11 protein-coding genes and 1 pseudogene are annotated in these 13,286 nt (G+C 30.9%); 11 read left to right on the top strand and 1 reads right to left on the bottom strand.

Annotated features, from left to right (window positions below):
• The first annotated feature begins 9 nt into the window (after positions 1–9).
• Positions 10–1,272, top strand: coding sequence for a Y-family DNA polymerase (locus tag HMPREF3058_RS08385; RefSeq protein ID WP_002491338.1), 1,263 nt, complete (start codon positions 10–12; stop codon positions 1,270–1,272).
• Positions 1,273–1,345: 73 nt separating this feature from the next.
• Here HMPREF3058_RS08385 and HMPREF3058_RS08380 read toward each other — a convergent pair whose 3' ends face one another.
• Entirely contained in the window at positions 1,346–2,434 is a 1,089-nt protein-coding gene (locus tag HMPREF3058_RS08380) for a prephenate dehydrogenase (RefSeq protein ID WP_002491341.1), read from the bottom strand.
• Between the two features lie 660 nt (positions 2,435–3,094).
• On the opposite strand from HMPREF3058_RS08380, the gene HMPREF3058_RS08375 reads away from it, so the two are divergent.
• From HMPREF3058_RS08375 to HMPREF3058_RS08330, 10 genes and pseudogenes are all read left to right on the top strand, one after another.
• Complete coding sequence (locus HMPREF3058_RS08375; protein WP_002491332.1) at positions 3,095–4,501, top strand: anthranilate synthase component I; 1,407 nt, start codon at positions 3,095–3,097, stop codon at positions 4,499–4,501.
• Positions 4,498–5,064, top strand: a complete 567-nt coding sequence (locus HMPREF3058_RS08370; RefSeq protein WP_002487220.1) for an anthranilate synthase component II — start codon at positions 4,498–4,500, stop codon at positions 5,062–5,064. Before HMPREF3058_RS08375 ends, HMPREF3058_RS08370 begins: the two co-directional genes overlap by 4 nt.
• A gap of 2 nt (positions 5,065–5,066) precedes the next feature.
• The gene (trpD, locus tag HMPREF3058_RS08365) at positions 5,067–6,062 is read left to right on the top strand and encodes an anthranilate phosphoribosyltransferase (RefSeq protein WP_002487231.1); all 996 of its coding nucleotides are present in this window, start codon (positions 5,067–5,069) and stop codon (positions 6,060–6,062) included.
• A 3-nt stretch (positions 6,063–6,065) separates the two neighbouring features.
• Positions 6,066–6,854, top strand: coding sequence for an indole-3-glycerol phosphate synthase TrpC (gene trpC / locus HMPREF3058_RS08360; protein WP_002491347.1), 789 nt, complete (start codon positions 6,066–6,068; stop codon positions 6,852–6,854).
• Positions 6,844–7,467 carry a phosphoribosylanthranilate isomerase gene (locus HMPREF3058_RS08355; RefSeq protein ID WP_002491337.1) on the top strand — a complete coding sequence of 208 codons (624 nt, stop codon included), beginning with the start codon at positions 6,844–6,846 and terminating at the stop codon, positions 7,465–7,467. Before trpC ends, HMPREF3058_RS08355 begins: the two co-directional genes overlap by 11 nt.
• Before the next feature lie 3 nt (positions 7,468–7,470).
• Entirely contained in the window at positions 7,471–8,679 is a 1,209-nt protein-coding gene (gene trpB, locus HMPREF3058_RS08350; protein WP_070731358.1) for a tryptophan synthase subunit beta, read from the top strand.
• Positions 8,672–9,403: pseudogene (gene trpA, locus HMPREF3058_RS08345) on the top strand (tryptophan synthase subunit alpha). The gene trpB and the pseudogene trpA overlap by 8 nt, the downstream one beginning before the upstream one ends.
• A gap of 190 nt (positions 9,404–9,593) precedes the next feature.
• Positions 9,594–10,253, top strand: coding sequence for a type 1 glutamine amidotransferase domain-containing protein (locus HMPREF3058_RS08340; RefSeq protein WP_002446387.1), 660 nt, complete (start codon positions 9,594–9,596; stop codon positions 10,251–10,253).
• 272 nt (positions 10,254–10,525) lie between these two features.
• Positions 10,526–11,779, top strand: coding sequence for an aminoacyltransferase (locus tag HMPREF3058_RS08335; protein WP_002457482.1), 1,254 nt, complete (start codon positions 10,526–10,528; stop codon positions 11,777–11,779).
• A gap of 25 nt (positions 11,780–11,804) precedes the next feature.
• On the top strand, positions 11,805–13,058 hold the full coding sequence (locus HMPREF3058_RS08330) for an aminoacyltransferase (protein WP_002475750.1): 1,254 nt from the start codon (positions 11,805–11,807) through the stop codon (positions 13,056–13,058).
• The last annotated feature ends 228 nt before the right edge of the window (positions 13,059–13,286 follow it).

Below are 13,286 nucleotides of genomic sequence, written 5' to 3'. Positions count from 1 at the left end.
GGATCAGTTATGTATGATTACAATTTATTAGAAGATAGGGATGTACTCTGCATAGACCAAAAAAGTTTTTTTGCGAGTGTATCATGTATGGAAAAAGGATTGGACCCATTAACAACTAAGCTAGCAGTTGTAGCAGATACGAAAAGGCAAGGTTCGGTTGTTCTAGCAGCAACTCCAAAGTTAAAAGAATTAGGTATTAAAACGGGATCAAGACTTTTTGAGATACCGCATCGTAATGACATTTATATTATTAATCCAAGTATGAGAAAGTATTTAAATGTATCTGTTGCAATTTCAAAGATTGCACTGCGGTACGTTCCACCTGAAGATTTACATCAGTATAGTATTGATGAATTTTTCATGGATGTAACGGATAGTTACCATAGATTTAATTCAACAGTTTTTGCTTTTTGTAAAAGATTTCAAAATGAAATATTAGAAGAAACAGGTATTCACTGTACCATTGGAATAGGCTCGAATATGCTATTGAGCAAGGTTGCAATGGATATTGAAGCTAAGCATACGGAAAACGGTATAGCTGAATGGCGTTATCAAGATGTACCTGAAAAATTATGGCCAATTCAACCACTTAGAGATTTTTGGGGGATTAATAAGCGTACAGAAAAGAAATTGAATAAAAGAGGAATATTTACAATAGGAGATTTAGCAAAGTATCCATATCATTATTTAAAAAGAGATTTTGGAGTTTTAGGTATAGATATGCATCTACATGCAAACGGTATTGATCAAAGTAAAGTAAGAGAAAAATATAAAGTAACAAATCCTTCAATATGTAAAAGTCAGATTTTAATGCGAGACTATCAATTTGAAGAATCCAAAGTTGTCATGCAAGAATTGATAGAAGATGTAGCAAGTCGTTTAAGAGCAGAAAAGAAGCTTGCGCGAACAATTCATTTTTCTTTTGGTTATGCAGAAGGTGGTGGCATACATAAGCAATACAGCTTGGAGGATCCTACAAATTTAGAAAGAGATATATTCAAAGTCATTAATTATTTTGCAAATCGTCTGTGTGACAAAAAAGCATTGTATAGAACGTTAAGTGTATCGTTAACTCAGTTTATTAAAGAAAGCGATCGACAACTTAACTTATTCATTGATGAATATGAACGTAAGAAAGATGAAAAACTTGCTAAAACCATTGATCACTTACATTTAAAATATGGAAAAGGAATTGTGTCAAAAGCGACTTCATACACCGAAGCTGGTACAAAGCATGGTCGATTAGGACTAATGGCTGGTCATAAAATGTAGATATACAAAGAGAGTTCCCCCTCGTCGTGCAACATATAGAAGCGAAAAGATAACGACTGGAAGGAGGATTTATTTAATAATAAGTATCAAAATTTGCGAGGGCTTTTATAGCATTCTCTCGATCTTCGGGATTTTTAAAACTGATTTGTAAAGCACCATAAATATCTTCACGTACTTCTAAAATCTTTAAGTTTATAATAGAAATATTATGTGAACTTATGATGTTTGTAATTTGACTTATCATACCCGGTTTATCAGGGATATCAACATAAAGATCATACGCAGTAGATATTGCACCGTGTTGTTTAACAGGAAGTTGATCACGATAATCTTTAGCTTTAACGAAGAAATCGTAAATACTATTACTATTTTGTTCTTGTATCAAATGTTCAATACCAGTAATTTGTTTCTTAATCTCGTTAAGTAAAGATAAAATATGATTTGGATTATTTAAAGTGATGTCCTTCCACATCTGAGCATTACTACTTGCTATACGAGTTATATCTCTAAAGCCACCGGCTGCTAATTTTTCGATTAAAGAATGGTCTTTGACATGATTAGCACTTAGATGAACTAAAATTGAAGCGATGATATGTGGAACATGACTCACTATACCGGTTACGAAATCATGTTCATTTGCATGGGTAACGATAAATTTTGCTAAAGTAGGTTTAAGTAATTTTTTTAAATATGTCGCGGATTCATTGTTTTCCATTTCATTAAATACAAGAATGTAATAAGCATTTTCAAATAAATGTTTTTTCGCGTTTAAAACACCAGATTTATGACTTCCTGCCATAGGATGACCACTAATTAAATGAATATCATGTTTTAATAATTCTTTTTCAAATGATTGTATAGTAAGTTTGGTACTACCTGTGTCTGTTACAATCAAATGAGTTTTTGTATTGTAATTTGTAAGTTCAGATAGATACTTAATTGTTTGCTCAACAGGAGTGGCAAAGATGATTATATCTGCTATCTCAACAGCAGCAGCATAATCATTAACTTTTTGATCAATAATACCTATAGAAAGGGCTTTATCAAGTTGTGTGTAGTCTGAATCGTATGCAAGAATATTGAAATTACTGTAATGATATTTTAAATTACTCGCCAAGCTACCGCCAATAAGGCCTAACCCTACAAATAAAATATTTCGCATAGAGCGCCTCCTTGTTTCAGAATTTTCAGAATAACAATATTGTATATGAGTCATTTCAAGTATTCAATAACAAATATAACTTATGTATGATTTTAAGTTATTAAATAAAGAAGAATTTATAGTTTAATTTCAGTACGTTTTTGTATAGGACATAAAGATAAACTCAACAAATTTTTCAATTTAATTTTAAAGTCAGTTGACAAATTAGAGAAAGATAGGTATTATACTAAATAATTAGAAAAATCAGATAATTTGATTGATAGAGTAATCATTATATTTTGTAGCAAGCAGAAAGCTAATGGTAGATGTAAATTAGCACATGATAATAGATGAAATGGGGTTTCAAATTTTAACTTAATCATTAAAGTGAACATATTTGTTAACTAAGGTGGCACCACGGTAACGCGTCCTTATAGAATGATAGCGTTATTGTGGTTTTTTTGAAGCAAAATGAAGTATCTAAAGTTGAGGTAGCACCAGAAAGTTAGTGGTAGATGAGAACTAACACCGTCTTTAGTGAAATTGGGTTTTGTGGAACAACTTAAAATAAATTGAACAAGTGAGCTATGAATATATTATATTCTGCTAATAAAGGTGGTACCGCGCGTCAGCGTCCTTATAACGAAGGAGGCTGATTTTTTTTGGAAAAGGAGGAAATCAATGGATATTGTATACAAAAAAGTGAATGCTCAAATTACGCCAGAGGCTTTAGCAAAATTAAAACAAAAAAAGATTATTTTTGAAAGTACCAATCAACAGCAACTTAAAGGTAGGTACTCGATAGTAGTATTCGATCATTATGGCAAAATTACATTAGATAATTCTGAACTTTTAATTAAGCTAGACAACCATTGTGAAATAGTTAAGAATCAACCGTATCAACGACTTAAGGAATTAGTAGATAAATATTATTTTGAAATAAAAGATAAATATTTAAAAGATTTGCCTTTTATTTCCGGCTTTATAGGGACATGTAGCTTTGATTTAGTACGACATGAATTTAAAAAATTACAAGATATTAAATTAGAAGATCATCAAACTCATGATGTCCAATTTTATCTAGTGGAAGATGTATTTGTTTTTGATCATTATAAAGATGAATTATATATTATCGCAAGTAACTTATTTTCTGATAGAACAAAAGAAAGATTAAAGGAATCTATTGAACGAAAAATTGAAGACTTAAAAAAGATACATTTTTCGGTTGAGGATATAAAATATAAATCCATCCCTCGACATATAACCACCAATATATCAGAGCAACAGTTTGTTCAGACTATAAGAAGACTAAAAAAGAAAATTACTGAAGGAGATATGTTTCAAGTAGTTCCTTCAAGAATTTATAGTTATAAACACCATTTTCAACATAATTTACATCAATTAACTTTTCAGTTATATCAAAATTTAAAGAGACAAAATCCTAGTCCATATATGTATTACATTAATAAAGATATGCCGATTGTAATAGGAAGTTCTCCTGAAAGTTTTGTAAAGGTGAAAAATGGAAAAGTTTATACGAATCCTATAGCTGGAACAATTAAAAGAGGTCAAAATAAAATAGAAGATGAAAATAATGAAAAGACATTAATGAAAGATGAAAAGGAATTGAGTGAACATCGTATGCTCGTAGATTTAGGAAGGAATGACATTCATCGAATAAGTAAAACAGGCACTTCACAAATTACAAAACTAATGACAATAGAACGTTATGAACATGTCATGCATATCGTTAGTGAAGTCACTGGAGAATTAAAACCAAATCTATCTCCTATGAGCGTCATCGCAAGTTTACTACCAACAGGTACTGTCTCAGGTGCACCTAAACTTAGAGCTATACAGAGAATATACGAATCTTATCCATATAAAAGAGGTATCTATAGCGGTGGTGTTGGGTATATCAACTGTAATCATCATTTAGATTTTGCATTGGCTATACGCACCATGATTATCGATGAGGAAACCGTCAGTGTCGAGGCAGGATGTGGAGTAGTATATGATTCTATTCCAGAGAAAGAACTTGAAGAAACAAAACTTAAAGCTAAAAGTTTATTGGAGGTAACTCCATGATATTAATAATAGATAACTATGATTCTTTTACCTATAATCTTGTAGATATTGTAGAAAAACATTGTGAAACGATTGTTAAATATCCCGACGATCCAAATATATGTAATCTAAAAGGTATTACAGCAGTCATTATCTCACCAGGACCTGGACATCCATTAGACAATCAATTATTAATTAAATTAATTGAAAATTTCGAAAATTTACCCATTTTAGGTGTTTGCTTAGGTGCACAAGCGCTCACTTGTTATTACGGTGGCGATGTCATACAAGGTAGTTGTGTCAAACATGGAAAAGTAGATACTTTAACTATGGTTAATCGGTCCCCTCTATACAAAGGAATTAAGTCAAGTTTCAAAGTTATGCGTTATCATTCATTAATTAGTGATCCATGCTCATTTCCAGAAAGTTTATTAATCACTGGCCAAACATATGATTGTATACAATCTTTCCAACACAAAAATAGAAAGCATTATGGCATACAGTTTCATCCAGAGTCCTTCGCTACAGAAAATGGGAAACAAATCATTATTAATTTTATCAATATAGCAACGAGAGGAAGTTGAAAATGCCCCTTCTTGAGAAAATTAAACAAAATAAATCCTTATCTAAAAAAGATATGCAATCATTTATTATTACACTATTTGATTCAAATATTGAAACCAATGTAAAGGTAGAATTATTGAAAGCTTATACAAACAAAGACATGGGTCAATATGAGCTAACGTATTTAGTTGAATACTTTATTCAGACAAACTATCCAGACCAACCATTTTATAATAAAGCTATGTGTGTATGTGGCACAGGTGGAGATCAATCAAATAGCTTTAATATTTCTACAACTGTAGCTTTTGTTGTAGCAAGTGCAGGAGTGCCAGTAATTAAACACGGAAACAAAAGTATTACTTCACATTCAGGAAGTACAGATGTACTACATGAAATGAATATAAAAACAAACAAAATGTATGAAGTAGAGCAACAATTAAATTCGAAAGGATTAGCATTCATAAGTGCAACGGATTCTTATCCAATGATGAAAAAACTTCAATCAATTAGAAAATCGATTGCAACACCTACAATTTTTAACTTGATTGGACCATTAATTAATCCTTTCAAATTAACTTATCAAGTGATGGGTGTATATGAAGCTTCACAACTTGAAAATATAGCACAAACATTAAAAGATTTAGGTAGAAAACGAGCAATTTTAATTCATGGTGCAAATGGTATGGATGAAGCCACGCTCTCTGGTGAAAATATCATTTATGAAATCAACAGCGAAAGCGCATTAAAAAAATATAGTTTAAAAGCAGATGAAGTTGGTTTAGCTTATGCAAAGAATGACACGTTGATAGGTGGTTCACCTCAAAAAAATAAACAAATTGCATTGAATATTCTAAGTGGCAACGATCAATCAAGTAAACGAGATGTAGTTTTGTTAAATGCTGGAATTGCTTTATATGTTGCTGAGCAAGTGGAAAGTATCAAACATGGCGTAGAGCGAGCGAAATATCTCATTGATACAGGTATGGCAATGAAACAATATTTGAAAATGGGGGGTTAAGTAATGACTATTTTAAATGAAATTATAGAGTATAAAAAAACCTTGCTTGAGCGTAAATACTATGATAAAAAACTTGAAACTTTACAAAATAACGGAAATGTTAAGAGGAGAAAGCTGATTGATTCACTTAACTACGATAAAACATTATCAGTTATTGCTGAAATAAAGTCGAAAAGCCCATCTGTACCTCAATTACCGCAACGTGATCTTGTTCAACAAGTTAAAGATTATCAAAAATATGGTGCTAATGCTATTTCAATATTAACTGATGAAAAATACTTTGGCGGTAGTTTTGAACGATTAAATCAGTTATCAAAGATAACATCGTTACCAGTTTTATGTAAAGATTTTATTGTTGACAAAATTCAAATAGATGTTGCAAAACGAGCTGGTGCATCCATTATTTTATTAATAGTAAATATTTTAAGTGATGATCAATTAAAAGAATTGTATTCATATGCGACAAACCATAATTTAGAAGTTCTAGTAGAAGTTCATACAATTAGTGAACTTGAACGTGCACACCAAATTAACCCTAAAATTATTGGTGTTAATAATCGTGATTTAAAGCGATTTGAAACCGATGTTCTACATACAAATAAATTACTAAAGTTTAAAAAGTCTAATTGCCGCTACATTTCAGAGAGTGGTTTTCATACAAAAGAAGATGTTGAGAAAATTGTAGATTCAAGTATTGACGGTTTACTTGTAGGGGAGGCATTAATGAAAACAAACGACTTAAGTCAGTTTTTGCCTAGTTTAAAGTTAAAGAAGAATCTCTATGATAGTTAAATTTTGTGGTTTTAAAACCGAAAGTGATATTAAGAAAATTAGAAAATTAGAAGTTGATGCAGTAGGGTTTATACATTATCCCCATAGTAAGAGACATGTCTCACTGAAACAATTAAAATATTTGGCTAAAATAGTGCCAGATCATATAGAGAAAGTAGTAGTTGTTGTAAATCCTCAAATGTCTACCATAAAGAGAATAATTAATCAAACTGATATTAACACAATCCAATTACATGGAAATGAGAGCATTCAATTAATAAGAAATATTAGGAAACTTAATTCAAAAATAAGAATCATAAAAGCAATTCCAGCAACAAGAAATTTAAATAATAACATACAAAAGTATAAAGATGAGATAGACATGTTTATTATAGATACACCATCAATCACATACGGTGGTACAGGTCAAAGTTTTGACTGGAAATTATTAAAAAAAGTAAAAGATGTTGATTTTCTCATTGCGGGTGGTTTGGATTTTGAAAAGATAAAACGATTAGAAAAATATTCATTTGGACAACGTGGTTATGACATCTCAACGGGCATTGAATCACATAATGAAAAAGATTTTAATAAGATGACTCAAATATTAAAATTTTTGAAAGGAGACGTATAATTAATGAAAATTCAAACAGAAGTAGATGAATTAGGCTTTTTCGGTGAATATGGTGGCCAATATGTACCTGAAATATTGATGCCAGCTATTATTGAACTAAAAAAAGCATATGAAGACGCGAAGTTAGATACTCACTTTAAGGAAGAATTTAATTATTATTTAAGTGAATATGTTGGTAGAGAAACGCCTTTAACATTTGCTGAATCATACACAAAATTGTTAGGAGGTGCCAAGATATATCTTAAAAGAGAAGACTTAAATCACACTGGTGCTCATAAAATTAATAACGCAATAGGACAGGCACTATTAGCTAAAAGGATGGGGAAAACTAAATTAGTAGCCGAAACAGGTGCTGGTCAACATGGTGTAGCAAGTGCCACCGTCGCTGCTTTATTCGATATGGACCTTATTGTTTTCATGGGAAGTGAAGATATCAAGCGTCAACAACTTAACGTATTTAGAATGGAATTGCTAGGGGCTAAAGTAGTGTCTGTGTCAGATGGGCAAGGAACATTATCAGATGCAGTAAATAAAGCTTTACAATATTGGGTGAATCATGTTGAAGATACACATTATTTGTTAGGCTCAGCGTTGGGACCTGATCCGTTTCCAACAATGGTCAGAGATTTTCAGAGTGTGATTGGTAATGAAATTAAAAGCCAAATTTTAAGTAAAGAAGGACGACTTCCAGATGCGTTAGTCGCGTGTGTGGGTGGAGGATCCAATTCAATAGGTACGTTCTATCCATTTATACAAGATGACGTTAAATTATATGGGGTAGAAGCTGCAGGAAAAGGAAGTCATACGCATAATCATGCCTTAGCCATAGGGAAAGGTAAACCAGGTGTATTACATGGTTCTAGAATGTACCTTATTCAAAATGATGATGGACAAATTGAATTAGCACACTCAATATCAGCGGGACTTGATTATCCAGGTATTGGACCTGAACATTCGTATTATAATGATATTGGTCGTGTATCATATGAAAGTGCTACAGATAATGAAGCTATGGAAGCACTTATAACATTCTCAAAAGTTGAAGGCATCATTCCAGCAATTGAAAGTGCACATGCATTGAGTTACGTTGAAAAGTTAGCGCCAAATATGGATGAAAATGAAATTATTGTTGTGACTATTTCAGGACGTGGAGATAAAGATATGGAAACAATTAAACAATACAAAGAAAACGGTGGTGAACAAAATGAGTAAATTATTCATTCCGTATATTATGGGTGATTTAAATTTTATTCATCATTTAAAAACATTAACTGAGAATGGAGCAGACATTGTTGAAATTGGTGTGCCATTTTCTGATCCAGTTGCAGATGGACCTATAATTATGAAGGCAGGACGCAAGGCTATTGATGAGGGTTCAAACATTAATTTCATTTTTGATGAATTAATAAAAAATAAAAATACTATTTCATCTAAGTATGTACTGATGACTTATTATAATATTCTAAGTGCTTATGGAGAAAAATTATTTTTGGATAAGTGTGATGAAGCTGGTGTTTATGGTTTAATTATCCCAGATTTACCTTACGAACTTACAAAAAAGTTTAAAAAAGAATTTTATCATCATTCTGTTAAAATAATATCGTTAATTGCTATGACCGCAAGTGATGCTAGGATTATGCAAATTGCAAAGAATTCAGAAGGATTTATTTACACGGTAACAATGAATGCCACAACAGGTAATAGTGGGGAGTTCCATCCAGATTTAAAGAGAAAAATTGAATATATATAAAAGGTTTCAAAAATTCCTGTGGTTGCTGGATTTGGTATCAAAAATCCTGAACATGTTAAAGATATAGCGTCCGTTGCAGATGGTATTGTAATTGGTAGTGAAATTGTAAAACGTATTGAAATAGATTCAAGAAAAGAATTTATCACTTATATCAAATCAATCAGAACTGCGTTGAATTCATTTTAAGAATATATATAAAGTTAAATCAAAGTTAAGAAAACAGATAAAAAATATACATAGCAAAAACAATGATTACTCTATGAATTAACTATTATGCTAATAGTAACTTCAAAAAATTAAATGATCCTAATTGAATAATCTACTACTAATGTGGGTAAATATTAATTACAATTAATTTGAAGAGGTGTATATATTCATGAGTAAAAAAGTTTTATTTGTTTTAACAAGTACAAGTCAATTTACAGATGGTACAGAAACTGGATTATGGTTAGAAGAAGCAGGAGCACCATATAATATATTGACTGAAGAAGGTATCAATGTTGATGTTATATCTATTAAAGGTGGAAAAGTAAATCTTGATCCAAATTCTGTTTCTAATGAATCACTTAATCAGTATGCTAAATTCGTGTCACACTTAAACGATACACCTAGTATCGAAAATGTAAATGCAGATGAGTATGACGCTATTTATCTACCAGGTGGACATGGTACTGTATACGATTTTGCCAATAATGAGAAATTAGCTGATATTTTACTTCAATTTAAAAATAGTAATAAAGTCATCTCTTCAGTATGTCATGGACCTAGTGCGTTTGTAGGTGTAAAAGATGCAAATAATGACTATCTAGTAGATGGTGTCAAAATAACTTCATTTACTGATAGTGAAGAAAAAGCAATGGGATTTGAAAATAAAGTGCCATTTTTAACTCAATCTAAATTAGAAGAGCAAGGTGCAAATTTTGTAGTGAAAGATGACTTTACATCTCACGTAGAAAAAGATGGGCAATTTATCACTGGACAAAATCCCCAATCAAGTGAAGAAATTGGTAAAGCACTTGCAAATGAATTAAAATAATAGTAAATAATTAGTGATATGGGCGACATTACTGTTTAGCCCATATTATTTTATACATAAACAGAATAAACGAGATTTAACTTTTAATTTTACATATAAGTTTTGCAGGATAATATTTTAGTTTTCACTACAACTATTGTATACTTGTTTAGATTAGAAATATAAATAGTATTAAATGAACCGAATGTTAAATATAAAAGGTGAAGTAAAACGACCTATTTTTCTAAAAATAAAAAGAAATAGATATAAAGATATAAATGGGAGTTATGAAGATGAAGTTTACGAATTTGACAGCTAAAGAATTTAGTGACTTTACTGATCGTATGACATATAGCCATTTTACACAAATGGAAGGTAATTACGAATTAAAGGTTGCTGAAGGTACCGAGTCACATTTAGTTGGAATTAAAAATAATGATAACGAAGTGATTGCAGCTTGTTTATTAACAGCTGTTCCTGTAATGAAAATATTTAAATATTTCTATTCCAATCGCGGTCCAGTAATAGATTATAATAATAAAGAGCTTGTACATTTTTTCTTTAATGAATTAAGTAAATATGTAAAAAAATATAATTGTTTATATTTAAGAGTTGACCCATACCTTCCATATCAATATTTAAATCATGAAGGAGAAATAACTGGAAATGCAGGTCATGATTGGATTTTTGATGAATTAGAGAGTTTAGGATATAAACACGAAGGATTCCACAAAGGATTTGATCCTGTATTACAAATCCGATATCATTCTGTTCTAAATTTAGCAAACAAAAGTGCTAATGATGTTTTAAAAAACATGGATGGTTTAAGAAAGCGTAATACTAAAAAAGTTAAGAAAAATGGAGTTAAAGTCCGCTTTTTATCTGAAGAAGAATTACCTATATTTAGGTCATTTATGGAGGATACCTCTGAAACTAAAGATTTTGCAGATAGAGATGATAGTTTTTATTACAACAGATTCAAACACTATAAAGACCGTGTTTTAGTACCACTAGCCTATATTAACTTTGATGAGTATATAGAGGAACTAAATAATGAAAGAAATGTGCTTAATAAAGATTATAATAAAGCTTTAAAAGACATTGAGAAGCGTCCAGAGAATAAAAAAGCACATAACAAAAAAGAAAATTTAGAACAACAACTTGATGCAAACCAGCAAAAAATTAATGAAGCCAAAAACTTAAAACAAGAACATGGCAATGAATTACCCATCTCTGCTGGCTTCTTTATAATCAATCCGTTTGAAGTAGTTTACTACGCTGGTGGAACTTCAAATCGTTATCGCCATTTTGCAGGGAGCTATGCGGTTCAATGGAAGATGATTAACTATGCAATTGAACATGGTATTGATCGGTATAATTTCTATGGTATTAGTGGTGACTTTAGTGAAGATGCCGAAGATGCTGGCGTAGTTAAGTTTAAAAAGGGCTATGATGCCGATGTTATAGAATACGTTGGTGACTTTATTAAACCTATTAATAAACCAATGTATAACATTTATAGAACACTTAAAAAACTAAAGAAATAGATTTTAAGAAGGGAATTATCTAATTATGAAATTTACAGAGTTAACAGTTAAAGAATTTGAAAACTTTGTACAAAATCCATCATTAGAAAGTCATTATTTCCAAGTGAAGGAAAATATTGCTACACGTGAATCAGATGGGTTTCAAGTAGTGTTATTAGGTGTAAAAGACGACGACAATAGAGTGATAGCAGCTAGCCTGTTTTCTAAAATCCCTACAATGGGCAGTTATGTGTATTATTCCAATAGAGGCCCTGTAATGGACTATTCAGATTTAGGTTTAGTGGATTTTTATTTAAAAGAGCTTGATAAATATTTACATCAACATCAATGCTTATATGTAAAATTAGATCCTTACTGGTTGTATCAAGTTTATGATAAGGATATTAATCCTTTAACAGAAAAAAATGATGCTTTAGTAAATCTATTTAAATCACATGGTTATGATCATCATGGATTTACAACCCAATATGATTCTTCCAGCCAAGTTAGATGGATGGGGGTATTAGATTTAGAGGGCAAAACTCCTGCATCTCTAAGGAAAGAGTTTGATAGTCAAAGAAAACGAAATATTAATAAAGCGATAAACTACGGTGTGAAAGTTAGATTTCTTAGTAAGGATGAATTTGATTTATTCTTAGACTTATACCGAGAGACTGAAGCTAGAACTGGATTTGCTTCTAAAACTGACGATTATTTCTATAACTTTATAGAGCATTATGGCGATAAAGTATTAGTTCCTTTAGCTTACATAGATTTAAGTGAATATATACAACATTTGCAAGAATCACTAAATGATAAAGAAAATCGACGTGATGATATGATGGCGAAAGAAAATAAAACAGATAAACAGTTAAAGAAAATCGCTGAGTTAGATAAGCAAATTGATCACGATAAAAAAGAATTACTTCAAGCTAGTGAATTACGTCAAACAGATGGCGAAATTTTAAATTTAGCGTCAGGAGTATACTTTGCTAATGCATATGAAGTGAACTATTTCTCTGGAGGGTCTTCAGAAAAATATAATCAATATATGGGACCATATGCAATGCATTGGCACATGATTAATTATTGTTTTGATAACGGCTATGATAGATACAATTTCTATGGCTTATCAGGTGATTTTACTGAAAACAGTGAAGACTATGGTGTTTATCGCTTTAAGAGAGGTTTTAATGTTAAGATTGAGGAATTAATCGGTGATTTCTATAAACCAATCAATAAAGTGAAATATTGGTTATTCAATACATTAGACCGCATACGTAATAAATTGAAAAAGTAAAAATAAATTGATACAAGAAGATGACGAGCAGATTGAGATATCCAATCTGCTCGTTTAGCTTTAGAGAAGGGTTATGTACTCTAAAGCACTCGGCGTAGGATGTTTAAGTCTAGGATGTAAAATCGTGTTGTTCCCTACATATTTAATCATAGCATATTATTAGAACTATACAATAATACTCACCAATATATTTTTTATATTCAAATTATAAGTTTGTAATACTAAATT

Origin of the sequence: Staphylococcus sp. HMSC068G11 (assembly GCF_001815825.1) — a bacterium.
Lineage (GTDB): Bacteria > Bacillota > Bacilli > Staphylococcales > Staphylococcaceae > Staphylococcus > Staphylococcus epidermidis.
Note: the sequence above shows the minus strand (reverse complement) of the source record. Positions and strands in the feature narration are given on the sequence as shown.

What these genes read in the sequence shown, in the direction of transcription:
- HMPREF3058_RS08385 (WP_002491338.1), top strand. Translation starts at nt 10, where the DNA reads ATGTATGATTACAATTTATTAGAAGATAGGGATGTACTCTGCATAGAC.
- HMPREF3058_RS08380 (WP_002491341.1), bottom strand. Translation starts at nt 2,434, where the DNA reads ATGCGAAATATTTTATTTGTAGGGTTAGGCCTTATTGGCGGTAGCTTG.
- HMPREF3058_RS08375 (WP_002491332.1), top strand. Translation starts at nt 3,095, where the DNA reads ATGGATATTGTATACAAAAAAGTGAATGCTCAAATTACGCCAGAGGCT.
- HMPREF3058_RS08370 (WP_002487220.1), top strand. Translation starts at nt 4,498, where the DNA reads ATGATATTAATAATAGATAACTATGATTCTTTTACCTATAATCTTGTA.
- trpD (WP_002487231.1), top strand. Translation starts at nt 5,067, where the DNA reads ATGCCCCTTCTTGAGAAAATTAAACAAAATAAATCCTTATCTAAAAAA.
- trpC (WP_002491347.1), top strand. Translation starts at nt 6,066, where the DNA reads ATGACTATTTTAAATGAAATTATAGAGTATAAAAAAACCTTGCTTGAG.
- HMPREF3058_RS08355 (WP_002491337.1), top strand. Translation starts at nt 6,844, where the DNA reads ATGATAGTTAAATTTTGTGGTTTTAAAACCGAAAGTGATATTAAGAAA.
- trpB (WP_070731358.1), top strand. Translation starts at nt 7,471, where the DNA reads ATGAAAATTCAAACAGAAGTAGATGAATTAGGCTTTTTCGGTGAATAT.
- HMPREF3058_RS08340 (WP_002446387.1), top strand. Translation starts at nt 9,594, where the DNA reads ATGAGTAAAAAAGTTTTATTTGTTTTAACAAGTACAAGTCAATTTACA.
- HMPREF3058_RS08335 (WP_002457482.1), top strand. Translation starts at nt 10,526, where the DNA reads ATGAAGTTTACGAATTTGACAGCTAAAGAATTTAGTGACTTTACTGAT.
- HMPREF3058_RS08330 (WP_002475750.1), top strand. Translation starts at nt 11,805, where the DNA reads ATGAAATTTACAGAGTTAACAGTTAAAGAATTTGAAAACTTTGTACAA.